This is a genomic window from Paraburkholderia sp. RL17-337-BIB-A (genome assembly GCF_046025895.1).
Taxonomy (GTDB): Bacteria; Pseudomonadota; Gammaproteobacteria; order Burkholderiales; family Burkholderiaceae; genus Paraburkholderia; species Paraburkholderia fungorum_C.
Window position 1 is genome coordinate 2,927,073 of the sequence record NZ_JARESY010000002.1, and the last position, 17,903, is coordinate 2,944,975.

General features: G+C 61.1%; 16 protein-coding genes. 2 read left to right on the forward strand and 14 right to left on the reverse strand.

Translation table 11 applies throughout. The features are described from left to right. Positions 1-7 precede the first annotated feature (7 nt). From P0D84_RS33780 to ampC, 7 genes are all read right to left on the reverse strand, one after another. Positions 8-949 (reverse strand): ABC transporter substrate-binding protein, encoded by a 942-nt coding sequence (locus P0D84_RS33780; protein ID WP_408346241.1) that lies wholly within the window; start codon positions 947-949, stop codon positions 8-10. Between the two features lie 98 nt (positions 950-1,047). Beyond that, positions 1,048-2,073: an ABC transporter permease gene (locus P0D84_RS33785; protein ID WP_408343945.1), complete on the reverse strand. Its 1,026-nt coding sequence runs from the start codon at positions 2,071-2,073 to the stop codon at positions 1,048-1,050. Positions 2,074-2,097: 24 nt separating this feature from the next. After that, positions 2,098-3,609 (reverse strand): sugar ABC transporter ATP-binding protein, encoded by a 1,512-nt coding sequence (locus P0D84_RS33790; protein ID WP_408343948.1) that lies wholly within the window; start codon positions 3,607-3,609, stop codon positions 2,098-2,100. Positions 3,610-4,552: 943 nt separating this feature from the next. Further along, the gene (locus P0D84_RS33795; protein ID WP_408343951.1) at positions 4,553-5,194 is read right to left on the reverse strand and encodes a DsbA family oxidoreductase; all 642 of its coding nucleotides are present in this window, start codon (positions 5,192-5,194) and stop codon (positions 4,553-4,555) included. 229 nt (positions 5,195-5,423) lie between these two features. Beyond that, a complete protein-coding gene (locus P0D84_RS33800) occupies positions 5,424-5,906 on the reverse strand; it encodes a cupin domain-containing protein (protein ID WP_408343954.1) in 483 nt (160 codons plus the stop codon). Between the two features lie 104 nt (positions 5,907-6,010). Further along, positions 6,011-6,418 carry a cupin domain-containing protein gene (locus tag P0D84_RS33805; RefSeq protein WP_408343957.1) on the reverse strand — a complete coding sequence of 136 codons (408 nt, stop codon included), beginning with the start codon at positions 6,416-6,418 and terminating at the stop codon, positions 6,011-6,013. Positions 6,419-6,433: 15 nt separating this feature from the next. Next, the gene (ampC, locus tag P0D84_RS33810; protein WP_408343960.1) at positions 6,434-7,603 is read right to left on the reverse strand and encodes a class C beta-lactamase; all 1,170 of its coding nucleotides are present in this window, start codon (positions 7,601-7,603) and stop codon (positions 6,434-6,436) included. Between the two features lie 268 nt (positions 7,604-7,871). On the opposite strand from ampC, the gene P0D84_RS33815 reads away from it, so the two are divergent. Beyond that, positions 7,872-8,732, forward strand: a complete 861-nt coding sequence (locus P0D84_RS33815) for a class I SAM-dependent methyltransferase (protein ID WP_408343963.1) — start codon at positions 7,872-7,874, stop codon at positions 8,730-8,732. Positions 8,733-8,789: 57 nt separating this feature from the next. Here the strand turns inward: P0D84_RS33815 and P0D84_RS33820 are convergent, their stop codons facing one another. Together P0D84_RS33820 and P0D84_RS33825 are read right to left on the reverse strand one after the other, a co-directional pair. Then, positions 8,790-9,146: a cupin domain-containing protein gene (locus P0D84_RS33820; RefSeq protein WP_408343966.1), complete on the reverse strand. Its 357-nt coding sequence runs from the start codon at positions 9,144-9,146 to the stop codon at positions 8,790-8,792. A gap of 190 nt (positions 9,147-9,336) precedes the next feature. Continuing rightward, the gene (locus tag P0D84_RS33825; protein ID WP_408343969.1) at positions 9,337-10,140 is read right to left on the reverse strand and encodes an AraC family transcriptional regulator; all 804 of its coding nucleotides are present in this window, start codon (positions 10,138-10,140) and stop codon (positions 9,337-9,339) included. Positions 10,141-10,273: 133 nt separating this feature from the next. On the opposite strand from P0D84_RS33825, the gene P0D84_RS33830 reads away from it, so the two are divergent. Continuing rightward, the gene (locus P0D84_RS33830) at positions 10,274-11,239 is read left to right on the forward strand and encodes a quinone oxidoreductase family protein (RefSeq protein WP_408343972.1); all 966 of its coding nucleotides are present in this window, start codon (positions 10,274-10,276) and stop codon (positions 11,237-11,239) included. Between the two features lie 138 nt (positions 11,240-11,377). On the opposite strand, the gene P0D84_RS33835 is transcribed toward P0D84_RS33830, so the two are convergent. The 5 genes from P0D84_RS33835 to P0D84_RS33855 all read right to left on the reverse strand — a co-directional run bounded on the left by P0D84_RS33835 (position 11,378) and on the right by P0D84_RS33855 (position 17,902). After that, positions 11,378-13,279, reverse strand: coding sequence for a S9 family peptidase (locus P0D84_RS33835; RefSeq protein WP_408343975.1), 1,902 nt, complete (start codon positions 13,277-13,279; stop codon positions 11,378-11,380). A 70-nt stretch (positions 13,280-13,349) separates the two neighbouring features. Continuing rightward, entirely contained in the window at positions 13,350-14,864 is a 1,515-nt protein-coding gene (locus P0D84_RS33840) for a tripartite tricarboxylate transporter permease (protein ID WP_408343978.1), read from the reverse strand. A 160-nt stretch (positions 14,865-15,024) separates the two neighbouring features. Beyond that, positions 15,025-15,567 (reverse strand): tripartite tricarboxylate transporter TctB family protein, encoded by a 543-nt coding sequence (locus P0D84_RS33845; RefSeq protein ID WP_408343981.1) that lies wholly within the window; start codon positions 15,565-15,567, stop codon positions 15,025-15,027. 87 nt (positions 15,568-15,654) lie between these two features. After that, a complete protein-coding gene (locus tag P0D84_RS33850; protein ID WP_408343984.1) occupies positions 15,655-16,758 on the reverse strand; it encodes a tripartite tricarboxylate transporter substrate binding protein in 1,104 nt (367 codons plus the stop codon). Further along, positions 16,733-17,902: a Gfo/Idh/MocA family protein gene (locus tag P0D84_RS33855; RefSeq protein WP_408343987.1), complete on the reverse strand. Its 1,170-nt coding sequence runs from the start codon at positions 17,900-17,902 to the stop codon at positions 16,733-16,735. The genes P0D84_RS33850 and P0D84_RS33855 overlap by 26 nt, the downstream gene beginning before the upstream one ends. Position 17,903: the final 1 nt, after the last annotated feature.

Sequence of the window (17,903 nt, forward strand, 5' to 3'; positions counted from 1 at the left end):
TTAACGGTCAGTCATAGAGCACGGCGGCGATCTTGGGATCGGTGATATTGCTCTTGTCGTACCAGTAGAAGCCCGTGTCGACTTTCTTGGGCAGCTTCTCGCCCTTGAGCGCCTTCACCGCGGAGTCGACGACGCACTTGCCGATGCCGATCGGGTTCTGCGTGATGGCGCCGTACATCAAGCCCGAATTGATGTCGTCCTTTTGCTCTTTGCCCGAGTCGTAACCAATCAGGACGAGCTTCTTGCCCGATTCCTTGACGCCGATCGCAGCCCCCTCCGCAGAGCCTTCATTCGAGCCGAAAATGCCCTTGAGGTTGGGGTTGGCCTGAATCATCGTCTTGGCGATTTCCGCCGACTTCAAATGGTCGCCGCCGCCATACTGGACCGAGACGATTTTGATGTTCGGGTGCTTCGACTTCATCTCGTTCAGGAAGCCGTCGCGGCGATCGACGCCGGTGCGGCTGGTCTGGTCGTGCACGATCAGGCCGACTTCACCGGCATTACCGATGGCTGTGGCCATCTTGTCGGCGGCGAGCGCGGCCGCGGCAAGGTTGTCGGTTGCACAGGTGGTGAGCGGAATGTCGCTGTCCACGCCGGAGTCGAAGGCGATGACGGGTATCTTGGCGGCCTGCGCCCGCCGCAACAGCGGAATGGCCGCCTTGCTATCGAGCGCGGCGATGCCGAGCGCCTGAGGCTTCTTGGCAAGCGCGGCCGAGAGCATGTCGATCTGCTTGTCGACCATGGCCTCGGTTTCCGGACCCTCGAAGGTGATTCTGACGCTGTGCTCCTTGGCCGACTGTTCCGCGCCGGTTTTAACGGCCTGCCAGAACTGGTGCTGGAAGCCTTTCGAAATAAGCGGGATGTAAGTTTCGTCCGCGCGCACAAGACTCGTGCCGCCAATGAGCGCGCCAACGCCGACCACAACACCGATTAGTCTTCTTTTCAACATGGTGTTTCTCCTCCTAAGATGGGCCATCGAGCTTCAGCCCGTTGTGGGAGCCTTGGCGCCCCCTTTCTTTGATCCGGTTGCGCGCCACGTCAGCTGTGTCAGCTTTTCTTGCGCCGCAAAATATCGGCATAGACCGCGAGAATGATGATGAGGCCGGTCACCACGATCTGCCATTCCTGAGCGACGGACATGATGCGCAGGCCGTTGGTCAGCACGCTCATGATGAACGCGCCGATGATCGTGCCGAGAATCGTGCCCGAACCGCCGCTAAGCGAGGTCCCGCCGATCACCACGGCGGCGATCGCTTCGAGTTCATAGCCCTGGCCTAGCGCCGGCTGCGCCGAATTCAGGCGCGAGGCAATCAGTAAACCGGCGACGCCGCAAATCGCGCCGCCCAACGCGTAAATCGCGATCTTCCACGCGTCGACATTCACGCCGGACAGGCGCACGGCTTCTTCATTGCTGCCAAGCGCAAAGGTATAACGGCCAAGCGCCGTGCGATTCAGCGTGATCGAACTCACGACCGCAAGGAAAAACAGAATCAGGACCGCATTCGGAATCGGCAGGCTCGGCAGGAAATAGCCGATCAGCGAATCCTGGGAAATCATGTAGAAGTTTTCGGTGTCGGTGAAGTAGATCGGCTTGTCGGCCGAGACGACCAGCGAAAGACCCTTCAGCAACATCATCATGCCCAGGGTGGCAATGAACGGCGGTATTTTCATTTTCGCCGTGAGGGTCCCCGAAACGGTCCCGCAGATCGCGCCCGTGCCAATCGCAGCCACCACGCCGGTCCACATCGGCAAATGCCAGTAGGTCAGAAACACGCCGCAAATGACCGCCGTGAAGGTCATCAAGGTACCGACGGACAAATCGATGCCGCCCGTGACGATCACGAACGTACAGGCAATCGCCAGAACGCCGTTGACCGCCGTCGCCTGCAGAATCCCGAGCATGTTGTCCATCTGCATGAACGAGGGAGACGCGAAGCTGAAAAAAACCAGCAGCAGGATCAGGCTCCCGAAGGCGAGCAGCTTTTGCAGCGCGGTCGGCGAGAAGACGCGGGCTCGCAGGCCGAACAACCGTCCCTGCTTGGCTAGCGCCGAAGTGTCCGATGGCTGTGTCATAAATTGGGCCTCTCCTCTCGAAGCTCATGCTGCTTTTAAGGTTTCGCGTTGCGTCGCCAACTGCATGATGCGCTCTTGCGTCGCCTCCCTCGCGGAGAGTTCGCCCGTAATGCGGCCCTCGCACATCACGACGATCCGATCGCTCATGCGCAAGATTTCCGGCAATTCCGACGAGATCATCACGATCGCCTTGCCCTGCTCGGCAAGCGCGCGCAGCAACTTGTAGATCTCGCTCTTGGCGCCGACGTCGATACCGCGCGTCGGCTCGTCGAAGAAGAGCACGTCGCAGTCGCGTTCGAGCCATTTCGCAATCACGATTTTCTGCTGATTACCGCCCGAAAGAAGCCGCACCTCCTGCGTCGCGGAGGGCGTGCGAATGGCGAGCAGATTGATGAAATGAGAGGCTGCCCGCCGGATCTGCGCGCGGCGCAAGAAAAAGTTGAACGACAGGAATTTGCCCAAGTTGGACATGACGATATTCGATTCGACGTCCATACCCGTCGCAAGGCCGAAGCGCTTGCGATCCTCCGAGAGATAGCCGATACCGCGTGCCACCGCATCGCTCGGCGTCCTGATCATCGCCTTCACGCCTTTCACAACGATTTCGCCCGATTCGACCGGATCGGCACCGAACACCGCTCGGGCGACTTCGGTGCGCCCGGCGCCCATCAAACCGGCAAAGCCCAATATCTCCCCTTTGCGCAGCGCGAAGCTCACGTCTTTGACCAGCGGGCCGGCGTTGAGATGGTTGACTTCGAGCGCGACCTCGCCCTGGCCCGCGACGCGCTGGGAAGGCGCGACGTCGGTCAAGGTTCGCCCCACCATCATGCCGATGATCACCTCGACGCTGGTGTCCCCAGCGGTGACGGTGGCCACATATTCGCCGTCACGCAACACGGTGACGCGGTCGGCGATCTGCTTGAGCTCATCCATCTTGTGCGAGATATAGATGATCCCTACGCCCCGGCTTTTCAGCTCCCGGATGATGCGGAAGAGCTCGGCGATTTCGGCGTCGTTGAGCGCCGAGGTGGGCTCGTCCATGATCAGCACGCGCGAATCGAAGGATAAGGCCTTGGCGATCTCGACCATTTGCTGGCTGGCGACGGTGAGGGTGCTGACAATCGCGCGCGGGTCGAGATTCACATGCATGCGGGCGAGGACGTCGCGGGCTTGCGCGTTGAGCTTGTCTTCGTCGAGGAACAGGCCGAGGCGCCCGCGCGGCTCGCGGCCGATGAACATGTTCTGGGCGACGCTCAGATGGTTCATCAGTTGGAGTTCCTGATGAATGATGCAGACGCCGACGGCTTGCGCCTCGCGTGGGCTTGAGAATTCGACCGGCTGGCCGTCGTAGAGGAATTCGCCTGAGTCCCGGGTGTATACGCCGGCGAGGATTTTCATTAGCGTCGACTTGCCGGCGCCGTTTTCGCCCATCAGGGCGTGGACTTCGCCGGTCGCCAGGTCGAATTGGACTTCGTGGAGCGCCCGTACGCCGGGGAAGCTCTTGTTGAGCCTTTTGACGGAAATGAGCGGGGTCATGAGGTGGATTGCGCGGCAATTCCGTGGGCGCCGCTTGCCTCAGGGCGAGGAGCGGGTCTGGAAGCCGGTGGACGCCGAGGCGGCGGGCTTTGCCGGAGGCAGCGGGTTGAATCGTGATGAGAAGCCAGACGCATTGCCTGGGGTCCCCCAAATCGATGTGCCACGATTTTACGCCGTGCGGCGGTGGGGGTTCTATTAGGCTATTACCTGATGGGGGTGGGGGATGGGTGCCTGCGGCGTTGGGGGGGGTTGTTTTGGTTGTTTGCTCACGCTTGGGCGTCTGGTTGCCTGCGGTGTTGGCCTTTCCTTGAGTTGGTATTGGTCTATTAGCGTCGCCCCTGTGCGGGGCGGCACTTACTTTCTTTGCCGCCGCAAAGAAAGATAAGCAAAGAAAGCGGCTCACACCGCCAGCTCATAAGCGGGTCCCCCGCACAGTCGCGGTAGTGGTGCATCTGGAATCCGTGCCCTCGCACATTCGACGCGAGTGACAAGGCAGTCTTACTTCCCGCCTCGCACTGCGCGCTCGCCGGAACGGAACACCGGAAAACTAGCGGCTTCGCTCCGGACTCGTGCAAACCATCGGCTTCTGCTCGACTACACCGTCATGTTTCCAGCAGCGCCGCGCGCGCCGAAGCGTAGTGCTATGAGCCATCCGCTCTGCTTGCTCGTGCCGCGCCGTCTCGAATAGTGGGAACGACAAGCTTGCCTGAATTCAAATAGACCACAGACTCCCTGGTCACAGCCACTGCGTGCGCTCGCAACGATTGCCGTAGTTGCCGTAGTTGCCGTAGTTGCCGTAGTTGCCGTAGTTGCCGTAGTTGCCGTTGTTGCCGTTGTTGCCGTATTTGCCGTATTTGCCGTAGTGGCCGTAGTGGCCGTAGTGGCCGTATTTGCCGTAGTGGCCGTAGTGGCCGTAGTGGCCGTAGTGGCCGTAGTGGCCGTTCTACGCTTCGGCCAGAATCTTCTGGATGACTTGCTCGAAGGTTTCCACAGGCTGTCCGCCGCTCACCAGATAGCGGCCGTTAAAGATGATCGCCGGCACCGATTGGATGCCCTTCGCCTGGTATTCACGCTCTTCCGCACGAACCTCGTTGGCATACTCCCCGCTTCGCAATACCTCATCTGCCCGCGCAGCATCAAGCCCCGCGGACTGGGCCGCTTCAACCAGGACTTCGTGATCGCTTGGGTCTTTGCCCTCGCCATGATAGGCCCGCAGTAGCGCCATTTTTAGTGCTAACTGCTTGCCTTCGAGACCAGCCCAATGCAGCAGGCGGTGCGCATCGAATGTATTGTAGACGTGCGTACGCGGGCCGAAAGTAAAGCCAACGCTCGCGCCCCGCTCGCGGATCATGGCCTGCGTTTCGGCAATCTGCTTCGCCGTGCGTCCGTATTTTTTGCCAAGGTAGTCGACAATCGCCTCGCCTCCCGGGCCCATCTCCGGATTGAGCTCGAAAGGATGCACCACTATCTGGGCGTCCACCGCATCGCCCAGATGCGATAGCGCAAGCTGCAGCGACGACAGGCCAATTGCACACCACGGGCATGCAATATCAGAGACGAAATCGATTTTTAACTGTTGAGTCATGTGCTTTCCTACGGGAATAATCTGTGGCGCGGCCGGCTCAGTAGCGCAAAGGCAGCCAAACCCGGCCCACAAGGTAGCCTAGCCTGAATCACCAATATTTGCACAGGACCGCATCCCGGGCACAAGGCAAAGCGATCAGCCGCACAGCCTTATTCCGGCTTCCCGCTATGGTCGCCGAGTGGTCGAGGAACGCGTCCGTGACATAGCCAAAGCGGTCAGCCGAGCATCCTCAGTCCGGCTTCCCGTTATGGTCGCCGAGCGGTCTGGTCGGCCAGTCGATCCAGCGGTCCGCGCGGGTACGTTCGTGCGCTTCGTTCAACGGATAACGAATGCGGTTGTCGTCGCGAGGTCGCTCGCCGATCACCATTAGCCTGACTTCTTCTTTCGTATTGTTGATGAAGGTGTGGCAAATTCCAGTGCCCGCCGGAAATGCGACGGAATCGCCCTCAGAAATGGGATGAAGCACGCCGTCGATCCATACGTCAGGCTTGCCTTCGAGCACGTACACAAACTCCTGCTCGGTACTTTCGGCGTGCGGATATGACGTGCGCCGGCCGGGCAGAAGTCTCACGTGATGTATGCCAATGCGCGTAATGCCGAGTGCGGCGGATAGCGGTGCGTCAAGCGCCATTTTCTCCGTATCGCCGCGATAGCAATGCGCGTCCGGTTCTTCCAGTTCAGTCCAGTGTTTGATGAAATCTGGGCGGCTCATCGACGGTTCTCCTCAGGATGACAGTCGATAATAGCGGTTTCCGCAAAGGACAAACCAGACTAAACGCCCCCGGTCTCACAGCAAAAAGCCGTATCCGCCTCACGTCATTCCGGCACTCGAACGTTGAACGGCTTTCCCGGCACCCACGCCCAGGTCGCAATGACCTTCGCGCCTTCAGGACCGGCTGTGGTGACGTGGACCACATCGGCGGGCATCCGGTAGCTCTCACCCGCATGCACGACTCGTGTGGGTTGACCATCGACCCGCACCGTTACCTCACCCTCGAGCACATACGCGAGCTCGGGACCGGTCGCCTTATGCCGCGGCTTCGATGCGTTCGGCGGGAATTCGGCCATGCCCATGCCCATTTCACGATCGGTTCCTGGAACAGGCGCCCGTTGCAACACGACGGTGTCTTTCGCCGCCGGCGCGCTACCGGCAGCTTCGGCGGGTTGCGTGCACATGAACATGAGCGCCGGAACGAGAAGAGAAAGGGAGCGAGCGCTTTTCATCGAAGGGGCACTTCCTCATTGTTCGCCGTTGGCCAGCGACGTGAGAATCCGGTAGGCAGCGGTGACCCGCTGTTCATTGGGGTAGTTCTTGTTGGCGAGCATGACAATACCTAACCGCTTCTGTGGAATGAATGCCACGTACGCGCCGAAGCCGTTGGTCGAACCCGTCTTATTGATCCAGACATCTTCACGAGGAGGCTGCGGCGGCGTGATTGCCGTGACCGGCGTGGCATTCAAAGCCATCGCCGACGAATTTCCGTCCAGCAGCGTCTGCAATGTGACAGGATATGGATATTGTTCCCATATCAGGTCCTGGGTCATCGGCCCTGCTTTGAAGTATCCAGTATGCGTATCGATGATCGCGCGCTGGAGCTTGGGGTCCAGCTGGATCAGATTCATGTTGGCTTGCACGAAACGAATCATGTCGGCAGCCGTAGCCTTGATGCCGTACGCTTCAGCGGACAACACCCCAGGCGCCATCCTGATCGGCGCGCCCTGTTTCGTGTAGCCCTGAGCGTAGTCGCTCAACTTCCCAGCGGGAACCTTGATGTAGCTGCTCTTCATATCGAGCGCGGCAAACAGACGGTTTTCCACCAGCCCGCTAAAGTCCTGCCCCATGCTCTTCGCCGTTATCAGCCCGAGCGCGCCGATGCCGGGATTGGCATAAGTTCGATAGGTACCCGGCGCATAAGCAGGCTGCCACTGCTTGAAATATTGCATCAACTGTTCGTTGTTGCGGATGTTGTGGGGCACCTGCAATGGCAGCCCGCCGGGCGTGTGCGTGCCCAGATTGAGGAGGCTGACATTGCCGAATCTGGTATTTCGCAGAGACGGAAGGTACTTGCCCGTTTGATCCGACAAAGATAGATAGCCGCTCGCCTGCGCATAGGACGTCAGCGTCGCCGTGAAAGTCTTGCTGATAGAACCCAGTTCGAACAAGGTGTCGCGCGTGACCGGTTTGCTGTTTTCCGTCGACGCCAGGCCATAGTTGAATACGTAGTGCCTGTCACCGTCGATGATGCCAACCGCCATGCCAGGAATGCCATAGTGCGCCATGACCGGTTGAACAGCGCGGTCCACTGCACTTTTGATTCGGCTTTGCTGATCGTCGGCCGCGTGGCTCACGACTGCGGTTACACAGGCAAACAAGGCGGTTGCCATGAGGCTGATGGTTCTGAGATTCATGTCCCTGATCTGTCAATTTTGTGCAGGTGGGTTACATCCAGGCGGGTTCGCCGAGGAAGGAGTATGCGTGCACACAGTCGCATCGACTATCGACGATATCTTGTCCGCGGCGAAAGAAAATCTTTCGAGTGGCACGCGATATCCATCAAGCCTCGTCCTACGGCGAACATCAATGCGGAAGCGCCGCGGGTCTGCGATAGGATCGCGGTACTGGCAGATCAGCTTCAGCCAGGACGAACATGAGCACGAACCCAGAGGATTGAAAGTCATGACCGACAAGCAAGATGTAGCGCCAGACAGCACCGCGGCACGTGTCGCCTTATGGCGCGCCCTGCATGTCGAGGCCGACGCCCCGCCCCACGTGCTGGAAGACCAAATCGGCCTCAAGCTGCTGGCCCCGGACGCGGGTTGGCGCAGTCGCGGCGACATGGACCCGCAGTTCACACGGCCCTTTCGCGCATCAATCGTGGCGCGTGCTCGCTTCATTGAAGATCTGGTCGTGGAACAGGCCGGCCGCGGGCTGAACCAGTATGTCATCCTCGGCGCCGGCCTTGACAGCTTCGCACAGCGCAGCCCGGAGATCGCGTCCCGCCTTGATGTGTTCGAGGTCGACCAGCCAGGTCCTCAGCAATGGAAGCGGCGGCGCCTGATCGAACTCGGCTTCGGCGTTCCGGACTGGCTGCGCTTCGTGCCGGTCGATTTCGAGGCGGGAGGGAGCTGGCGGGACGGGCTCGTGACTGCCGGCTTCGACGAGCGCAAGCCGGCCATCGTTGTCTCCACCGGCGTCAGCATGTATCTCACCAAGGAGGCGAACGCGGCCACGCTGCGTGAAGTCGCAGCCCTCGCCCCAGGATCGACGCTCGCCATGACGTTCCTGCTCCCGCTGGAACTGGCGGACCCGGAGGTACGTCCTGGGCTTGAAATGGCGGAGAAAGGCGCCCGAGCCAGCGCGACACCGTTCCTCAGCTTCTTCACCCCGCCGGAGATCCAGGCGCTGGCCCAGGGAGCGGGCTTTAGAGAAGCACGGCACGTCTCGGCCGCGGATCTTACCCAGCGCTATTTCATGGGCAGGACGGATGGTCTGCGCCCGCCAAACCATGCGGAGGAACTGCTGGTGGCAAGCACATAGTTATGGCGGCCGGCTCGCAAAACACGATCGGAGATTCCATGCTGGTCCCAACGACTCTCACGACGGCCCGGTCCAATGCGGCGGCGCATCGCACTGGACGGTCGCCGCATTGGCCTTTTCAACCGTGAGATTGACCGAGCGCGCGCCGAGCGGCCGCGTTCGATGACGCGTACCCGCAGGCACCGTCAGCAATTGACCGGCATGCAGTTCGACTGACCCATCGTCGAAGTCGAGGGCAAGCGCGCCTTCAACAACGAAAAACGTTTCGTCCGAGTTCGGATGCAGGTGCCAGAAATACGGTGCATCCATCACGCTTATATGGACGTCGTGATCATTCACGCTCGTCAGCACCTGGTTTGAATATCCTTGAAGCGTGCCGCCCGCGACCGCAGCAATTTCGATCGGCTGGATCATGTCGTCTCCGCTTACGTGGTAGACAAGGTTGAGTTAATAGTTCGCAGCGCGCGCCCCGGCGCACCGCGTACTCGAAACTCCCAACGTAACTCATATCGACGTTGTCGCTAAGTCAAAAATTTTTGTCAGTATGTGAGCGGGATTCACCAGTGGTTTCACACTGCATGCCCAAGCGTTCGATACGCTGACGTTATCGGACAGCAGCCCTATTCTCCGGCGTTTCGGCTGTCTGATAGCGCCCAGGCGTCGTCCCCAATGCCCGGCGAAACATGTCGATAAACGCGCTGACGTTGTCGTAACCGAGCTCGAGCGCAATCGTCGTCACGGGTACTGCGGCCGCCACCAGTTCCAAAGCGCGCAGCAGGCGCGCCTGCTGACGCCATTGCGCGAAAGTCAAACCTGTCTCCGCCACGAACCGGCGGCTCAGCGTGCGTGGCGCGACACCGGCCCATGCGGCCCATTGTTCGAGGCGGCGATTGTCCGACAGATCGCCCGCCAACGCGTCCGTGATCCGGACGAGCCTGGGATCTTCAGGACGCGGGAGTGCCAGCGATTCCTCTTTCGATGCGGCAAGCTCGTCGATGATCACCTCTGCAATGCGAGTCTGCGCCTGATCGAGCTCGACACCCGGCCAGGTCGCCGCGCGTCGAACGGCCTCGCGCAACAAGGAGGACGTTTTGATTGCGCGAGGCTCCGGCGGCAACGACGCGCAGCGGTTTTCGGCAATGAACACGCTCCACCCCGAGAACGGGCCATACGAGCGCACAGAGTGAACGCAATGCGGTGGAATCCAGATTGCGTGAATGGCCGGGACGACCCACGTCTGCTTGTCGAGTCCGACCGATACGAGGCCGCTCAACGCCCCCATGAGCTGCCCGCGCGCATGGCTATGTGACGACGTGGCGCGCGCCTCGCTTTGCGTCAGTTCGCCCGCAGCAAGAAACGGCGCTCCCGACGAGGTCACGAGATCCAAACGAATGATGGGAGTAGACATGGCCAAATCACGGTATCGAAAGGCATTTATACCGGAGACTGGTCGAATCTGCACGCCTAGACTGGTGTGCGCGCGTGGCTCGACACGCATTGATCGAAATCGCTCATCCCGACGTTATCTTCAAGGAATTGTCATGAAAGCTGCAGTCGTGAAAGGCGCGGGCCAGGCACCCGCTTACGAAGACTTCGATTGTCCCGATGCCTTGGCCGGCCATCATCTGATCGATGTCACCGCTTCGTCCTTGAGCCAGGTTACCCGCGCCAAGGCAGCGGGTTCGCACTATTCGTCGTCGGGTCATTTTCCATTCGTTGCGGGTGTCGACGGCACCGGACGTTTGGCAGACGGTCAACGCGTCTATTTCTTCGGGCCGCAAGCGCCGTTCGGCGCGCTGGCGGAACGCAGCCTCGTGCCCGCTACACACTGTATTGCGCTACCCGATGCGCTCGACAGCGTCACGGCCGCAGCCATCGCAATTCCGGGCATGTCGTCCTGGGCAGCGCTCATCGAGCGGGCGAGGTTCGTGCCGGGCGAGACGGTGCTGGTCAATGGCGCAACGGGCACCTCAGGACGACTTGCTGTCCAGATCGCAAAGTATCTCGGCGCCGGAAGAATTATCGCCACGGGTCGCAATGCGGCCGCCCTTGAATCGCTCAAGCTTGCCGGCGCCGACTTCACCATTTCGCTGGAACAGGACGAAGGCGCGCTAAGCCACGCCTTCGAAGCGCATTTCCGCGAAGGCGTGGACGTGGTACTGGATTACTTGTGGGGACCCAGCGCCAGGTCGTTGTTGATCGCCGCGGCAAAAGCATCGGCTGAGGCTTATCCGATCCGGTTTGTCCAGATCGGCTCGATCAGCGCCGCCGATATTCTGTTGCCAGGCGCCGTGCTTCGCTCGTCCGCGATCACGCTGCGGGGCAGCGGCATTGGGAGCGTTACTTTGCCTCGCATCTTGCATGCGGTGAAACAAGTATTCAGTGCGTCTGTACCCGCCGGACTTCAGATTGCAACGGAAGCCGTCCCGCTCGCGGATCTGAATCTGCATTGGAGCAACGCCGATAGCAGTGTTCGCACGGTCTTCACGCTCCGTTCCGGCGAATGACCGGCTGGCCACCACACTCGATGCGGCTAGCCACCGTGCGGCTCTGAGCGTCCAGAAGGGGCGGTTATCGCCCCCGGCGGCTGGCGCCCCGTCGCGCCTCAAACCGCCGCTCACCGACCCATTGCCGATCCTTCCGCGCTACGTTGCCGAGCGGCCGCCCAGGTGTTGCGCGAGGAAGGCTTCCATGGCTTCGTAGAACTCGAACTGATTCTCTTCGTTGTGAAAGCCGTGCCCTTCGTTGTCCTTCAGCATGTACTTGACGTCGACCCCGCGCTCGCGCAGCACGTTCACGATCTGATCGCTTTCTGCCTGCTTGACCCGCGGATCGTTGGCGCCTTGTGCGACAAATAACGGCGTCACGATCCGATCCGCAAAGAACAGCGGCGATGCATCGTGCAGTGCCTGTTTGCCTGCCTCGGTTTGCGGGTTGCCGATCATCTCGTACATCATGTCGATCATTGGCTTCCAATAAGGCGGCAACGATTCGAGCAACGTGAACAGATTCGACACGCCGACATAGTCGACCGCGGCCGCATAACGTTCGGGTGTGAACGCCACGCCGGCGAGCACCGCGTAGCCCCCGTAGCTCGCCCCGTAGATGCCCACGCGCGCGGGGTCGATCAGACCTTGCGTGACGAGCCAGTCGACGCCGTCGTCGACGTCGTTTTGCATCGACTTGCCCCATTGACCGAAGCTGGCTTCCCAGAACGCGCGTCCATAGCCCGTCGATCCGCGGAAGTTCAGCTGCAACACGGCATAGCCGCGATTGGCGAGCAATTGCGCTTCGGCGTTGAAGCCCCACGAATCGCGCGCCCAGGGGCCGCCATGCGGATTGACGATCAATGGCAGCGGCTGGTCCAGCTTTTGCCCACGTTCGATGCCCGCAGGCAATGTCAAATAGCCGTTGATCGGCAGACCGTCGCGCGCGGCGAAGCGGATCGGTTCCATTCGCGCCATCTCCGCGGAGTCGAGCCAGGGCATCAGCTCAGCGAGCCTGGACAGATGACGGCTTGCAATATCGTAGGTCCAGGTCGAGCCCGGCGAAAGGTCGCTCGACGCATGCACGATCGCACGCGACTCGTCGCGCGTGATGCTCGTGACCGTGATTTCCTGGCCGGGCAATTGACGGCTCAAGTCCTCATGGATCGAGCGGGCCCACTCGTCGAAGAAGTGCCGATGCGTGCGGTCGTCGACGTACCATGCGGCAGTCAAGACGCGCCGATGTTCCGAAAACACCAGGCCGCTCACGTCCACGTGTTCGGCTTCGAACAGCAGCTCGCCCTCCCGCGCGCTGTGCGGGTCGAACTCGAAGATGGCCGTCTTGTCCCGGCCTCGATTGGAGAGCACGTACAAACGCTGATCGTCGAATGTGAAGAACAGCGGCGCCACCGTTTCGCGAAAGTTCGTCGTCAGGATCGGGCGGAACGGGTCGGTCTCGGCATCGCGATAGAGCAGCGTCGTGTTGACACCGTCGGTGGCCGACGCGACGCGCAGGCGCCCAGCGTGATCGGTCATCCAACCCATGATGTTGCCCGGGTTTTCAGCGATCGGTGTGAACTCGCCCGTCACGACGTCGACCCGAAATACGTCGAACACCTGCGGATCGCGCCGGTTCATCTGAATCAGGATATGGCGGTCATCGTCCCTGAGTTCGTCGACGATGCTCGCTCTGACACCGTCGAACGGGGTCAGGTCGAACGGTTCGCCGCCGTGGATCGGCACAGACAACACGTGAAAGTTTTCGTCGCCGCCGAAGTCCTTGACGAACAGGATCCGATCGTTTCCCTTCCAGGCGTGCCCGGGTACGTCGCGTTCGGATTCGCTGGTCAGCGCTCGCGCGTCCCCAAGCGGCGAACCGTCGGCGCCGAGTTCCTGAACGAAAATGTTCTGGCGGCCCGCGTGCCGGGTCAGAAACGACAGATGCAGGCCATCCGGTGAAATCGTGAACTGATGCTTCTCAGGCCTGCGGAAGAAGTCGCGCACCGGATAGAGCCTGGCGGTTCGGTCAGCGGCTTCGTTTTTATCTTTTGCGGCACTCATGCAGTCCTCCTCGAAAGCCGTATTTGACCACGACCGAGGACTTTCTCGCAGACCCCTACAGGACGAATCCTCAGCCCGGCATGCGCACGGCGGACATAGCCCGGCTCACGATCCGACGGCACGCGGGGACGTAAAGCAGCATCGTCACCAGCGTGACGAGCGCAAAACCCATGCAGATCGGCCGTGTAAAGAAGGGCAGGATGCTCCCTCCAGTCAGGACCAGGCCACGGCGCAGGCTCTTGTCGAGCACGGACCCCAGTACCAGTCCGAGCACGAACGGCGCCATGTGGTAGCCACGCTTGCGCAGGAAAAAGGCGCCGATACCGATGGCAACCATGCAATAGACGTCAAAGAGGCGCGAGGCACCCGCAAATGCGCCAACCGTACAGAGGAGGAAGACGATCGGCATCAGGATGGCGCGCTTGATGCGCAACACCAGCAACAGCGGGCGCACCATGAACAGGCCGAAGATCAGGATACTGACCATGGCGAGCGAGGTCATGGCGACGACATCGTAGACAAACTGCGGATGCTGGATCATCAGCATCGGCCCAGGCTGGATCCCGTGGATGATCATCGCGGCCAGCAACACCGCCGACGGAGCCGATCCGGGGATGCCGAGTGCGAGGCACGGAATGAGGTGGCCCGGAATCGACGCCATGTCCCCGGTCTCGGCAGCCATCAGGCCATCGATCGAACCGTGACCGAACTTCTCCTTCTCCCGGCTGAAGGCCCTGGCCGCCGCATACGACATCCAGGCTCCCGTGTCCTCGCCGACGCCAGGCAGCAGACCCGTCGCTACACCGATCACACCTGAGCGCAATACGGTCGGCCAGTACCGAAGCACTTCTCGAAAGCGCGGCAGGGAGGAGTCACGCATGCTGACAATCTTGCGTTCGACGGGGTCCGCGAGCGTGGTCAGAATCTCCGAGAACCCAAACGCCCCCACTAGCGCGGGAATGAGCGCGATTCCGCCCGACAGTTCGTTCCAGCCGAAGGTGAAACGGTCGTATGCGTAGAGCCCCTCCTGGCCGATCTGGGCGACGAAGAGCCCGAGAATGCCCATGAGCCAGCCCTTTAGAGGGTCGTCTCCGACAATCGAGCCCGACAGCGTCACGCCCAGCAACGCGAGCCAGAAGAATTCCTGCGCGCCGAAGGACAAGGCAACCCTGGCCAGCAGCGGAGTGAATGCAGCAAGACACAACACCCCGAATAACACGCTCGTAAAGGCGCCGGAGGTCGCGATGCCGATCGCCCGACCTGCCTCTCCGCGCAGCGCCAAAGCGTGTCCGTCGGCGCATGACGCGGCATTGGCCGCCGTCCCTGGAATATTCAGCAAAATCGCCGTGCGCGAGCCGCCATACAGCGTGCCCACGTAGGAACAGATGAGGATGAGAATGGCGTCGTTGGCGGGAAGCTTGATTGTTAGTGTCGTCAGCAATGCGATGCATAACGTGGCAGACAGGCCAGGCAAGCAGCCGACCATGATGCCAATGAACGTCCCGCCAAGACCGTAGGCTATCGATATCGGATTCAGGAAACCAAGATATGCCTGGCCAAACTCTGCAAGTCCGGAAAACATCATTTCCTCCTCATCTGAACGACTGTGGACAGTCGCTCGTCTCCCCGGTTACACCCCGGCATGCGTTGACGCATGCCGGCGAATTCGAATTGCCCTGCCCTTCCTGAGTGATGGCCCGCTCCAGCCAATGCGCCGGACCTTCCAGCTACGCTTGCGCCGCGCGCTATGGCAGTCGGACGAGAAAAAAAGTCTGGAAAATCAAGGTAATCGCGCCCCCCGCGCCCAAACCGATCGACACGGCGGTCGCAATCTCTCGCAGTCCCAGCCTCGCTTGCGCGGCCTTTCTTTGTGCCTGCTGCAACGTGAGGATCGAAGTCGACACGAAAATCGCCCCCACGAGCCAGAAGGGCAATCCGTGTCCAAGCAGCGCGACGGTAAAGATAAGGCAGAGGACGAGCACGCGAATGAGCTGCGCGTGCCCAGCACCGGCCGGCCCGCCGGACACCGGCGCGCGGCGCGCCAGCGCGCCCTCGCCGATGCTGCGAAACGCCAGTAGCACGCCGAGGCACATCATCGCGACACCGAGCAGCCCGGGCAGGAGGCCCGGCGCCGTGTAGGGATTGATCCCCTGGCTTTCCAGCCGATCCATCGACAAGGACGCGACGAGGATGATCCCGCCCAATACCACCCAGACAACCGCATCCTGGAGATTGCGTCGCGCGCTGAGCGCACTGTCGCGCGCCCCGTCTTCCGTTGACTCATTCATGGACAATGATCCACTGTGCGTGCTGCGTGGAAATGGCGGCTCACAGCGTGGCTGAGACCGTGAGACCGCGATGAATGGCGAGCGCGCTCAAGGGGCCGGGATACCGACCGTGTCAGGCGACACCTTCGCTTTTCCGGTTCTGAATAACATCCACGCATTGGCCTGAACCGCCGGAAACGCTGCCTTTTGCGCCGCGTCGCCGTCGATAGGCGTGAACAGCGCGCCACGGCTCTCGGCGAACGTGCGCAGGGCGGCGCTGTTCGCAATCGTGGTGCTCCAGATTTTCTCGACGGTGGCGACCACATCGTCGGGCACGCCGTTGGGAATGAAAATTCCCGTGTAGTTGGCCGGCGCGCTAAATCCAGGGAGCGTCTGCGACAACGCAGGAATGGTTCCGTAGCCTGCCAGCACGAGCGGTTGATTGCCGATCGTGGCGAGCGGCCGCAGAAGCTTGCCGCGGATCATGTCAGCTTCTTCCGCCGCAAGCTGGCTCGTGGCATCGGTCTCTCCCGCCACCGTCGCGACCACGGCAGGGCTGCCGCCGTCATAGGAGACGTGCCGATAGGTCACTTTTGCCGCGCTGGCGAACTGATCGATGGCCATGTGTCCCGAAGATGTGATGCCGGCCGTCGCCACCGAGATTTTGCCCGGCTGGGCGGCCATCGCCTTGATAAGATCCTGCGCGGTTTTATAGGGTGTTTGAGGGTTGACGCTCAGTACGGGGATATTCGCCACGCTCAGAAACAGGTGCCAATCCTTGAGCCGGGTCTTCAGCATTCCCTGGGTTTCGTAACTGCCCAGATCCTGGAGAGCGCCGGCGGTCCACGTGTAGCCGTCGCGCGGCGCGTCCAGCGCGCTCTTCGTGCCGATCGATCCGGACGCCCCCGGTTGATTGACGATCACGATGGTCTGGCCTAGCGCCTTTTCCATCTCCGCGGCCGCGATCCGGGTGACCTGATCGGTCGCGCCGCCTGCCGCCCATGGAACGATGAGGTTGATCGGATGGGTCGGCTTCCAGTCCGCCGCGAATGCGGGTGTGCCGGAAACTGCCAGCGCGCCGAGCCCTAGCAGCAGCATCAGTTTTCCGAACGGCTGGGGGCTGTGTGAAACGGCACGGTCGAGTAAGTGTTTTTTCATGTCCGAGTCTCCTTCGTTATGGGCTACGTCACAGGTCGATGCGACGCCCTTCATCTGCGGACCAGTAGGCCGCGTAGTGCACTTTCATGGCCTCGTAGGCGAGATCCAGACCGGCCAACGGCGGCCGCCCGGATGCTACGCACTCCATGAAATCCTGAATCTCCTGCAGATAACCGCGCGTCCACTCCTCCTCGAGGCAGACGAATTGCCATCCGGTCTTTCGGTCGACTTTCTCCGTGATGTACACGTCCTTGAGCTTTTCCTCATCGGTCATGTAGGTCGTCAGATGGTTGTTCGGCGTGATGTTGGCGAATAGCGCACCACCGCTCGTGTAGGCCTCCACCACGTTGCGCACGCCGCCAAGGATCATGTCGCCGGAGAACACGGTGGCCTTCGTGCCGTCGCTGAACGTCAGGCTCAACATGCCCCAGTCTTCGACATCGAACGGATTTGCCTTGATAAACGGCCGCTCCTCGGGCGCGAGTCGCGCGGTCACGTTGCCGACGTCGGCCACCACGCTCGCGACCGAGATCTGTTCGCCACGTGCATTCGCTTCGACCTGCTTCAGATGAAGCACGGCCGACAGCGGATGGCATCCCTGACGGATCAGCGCCCCTCCCCCCGTTTGCGCCCACTGCGCGGCATGCGCGGCGTGCGAGCCGCTGTGACTCTCCTCGGCCTTCATGAACAGGATTTTGTCGCGCGTGGCACGCAGCATCTCAGCGGCTTTGGTCACCGCCGGGGCGTAGACCCAGTCTTCGGCATACATGAAGAGGCGGCCGCTTTGCCGCACCGCTGCCGCGGTGGCTTCCATCTCTTCCATCACGCGTTCATACATCAGCGCCTTGGGGACGGCTTTGCCAATCGGAGTCGCGTCGCCGGGACGGCCAAAATAGCCGGTGAAAGGCTTCTCGCAGATGACATGCTTGCCGGCTTGCATAGCCTCGATGACCATCCCGGCATGCAAGGCCGGCGGCGTGCAGATATCGATCACATCGATGCGCGGATCGGCCAGCAATGTCCTGTAGTCGCGAGTGGTTTCCGGGATCGCGTACTTGCGCGCGAAGTCGACGACCTGGTCACCGCGCGCAGCCACGCTGACCACTTCGACATTCACGCCGTAGACGCGCCGGTAGGCGTGCATGTGCAACTCCGAAATAAAGCCGCAGCCGATCAGACCTACTCTCACTTTCGACATG

Excerpts from the sequence above, each read along its gene's own strand:
- P0D84_RS33790 (WP_408343948.1), bottom strand. The coding sequence starts at position 3,609 with ATGACCCCGCTCATTTCCGTCAAAAGGCTCAACAAGAGCTTCCCCGGC.
- P0D84_RS33835 (WP_408343975.1), bottom strand. The coding sequence starts at position 13,279 with ATGAGTGCCGCAAAAGATAAAAACGAAGCCGCTGACCGAACCGCCAGG.
- P0D84_RS33840 (WP_408343978.1), bottom strand. The coding sequence starts at position 14,864 with ATGATGTTTTCCGGACTTGCAGAGTTTGGCCAGGCATATCTTGGTTTC.
- P0D84_RS33815 (WP_408343963.1), top strand. The coding sequence starts at position 7,872 with ATGACCGACAAGCAAGATGTAGCGCCAGACAGCACCGCGGCACGTGTC.
- P0D84_RS33855 (WP_408343987.1), bottom strand. The coding sequence starts at position 17,902 with ATGTCGAAAGTGAGAGTAGGTCTGATCGGCTGCGGCTTTATTTCGGAG.
- P0D84_RS33785 (WP_408343945.1), bottom strand. The coding sequence starts at position 2,073 with ATGACACAGCCATCGGACACTTCGGCGCTAGCCAAGCAGGGACGGTTG.
- P0D84_RS33805 (WP_408343957.1), bottom strand. The coding sequence starts at position 6,418 with ATGAAAAGCGCTCGCTCCCTTTCTCTTCTCGTTCCGGCGCTCATGTTC.
- P0D84_RS33795 (WP_408343951.1), bottom strand. The coding sequence starts at position 5,194 with ATGACTCAACAGTTAAAAATCGATTTCGTCTCTGATATTGCATGCCCG.
- P0D84_RS33820 (WP_408343966.1), bottom strand. The coding sequence starts at position 9,146 with ATGATCCAGCCGATCGAAATTGCTGCGGTCGCGGGCGGCACGCTTCAA.
- P0D84_RS33800 (WP_408343954.1), bottom strand. The coding sequence starts at position 5,906 with ATGAGCCGCCCAGATTTCATCAAACACTGGACTGAACTGGAAGAACCG.
- P0D84_RS33850 (WP_408343984.1), bottom strand. The coding sequence starts at position 16,758 with ATGAAGGGCGTCGCATCGACCTGTGACGTAGCCCATAACGAAGGAGAC.
- ampC (WP_408343960.1), bottom strand. The coding sequence starts at position 7,603 with ATGAATCTCAGAACCATCAGCCTCATGGCAACCGCCTTGTTTGCCTGT.
- P0D84_RS33780 (WP_408346241.1), bottom strand. The coding sequence starts at position 949 with ATGTTGAAAAGAAGACTAATCGGTGTTGTGGTCGGCGTTGGCGCGCTC.
- P0D84_RS33825 (WP_408343969.1), bottom strand. The coding sequence starts at position 10,140 with ATGTCTACTCCCATCATTCGTTTGGATCTCGTGACCTCGTCGGGAGCG.
- P0D84_RS33830 (WP_408343972.1), top strand. The coding sequence starts at position 10,274 with ATGAAAGCTGCAGTCGTGAAAGGCGCGGGCCAGGCACCCGCTTACGAA.
- P0D84_RS33845 (WP_408343981.1), bottom strand. The coding sequence starts at position 15,567 with ATGAATGAGTCAACGGAAGACGGGGCGCGCGACAGTGCGCTCAGCGCG.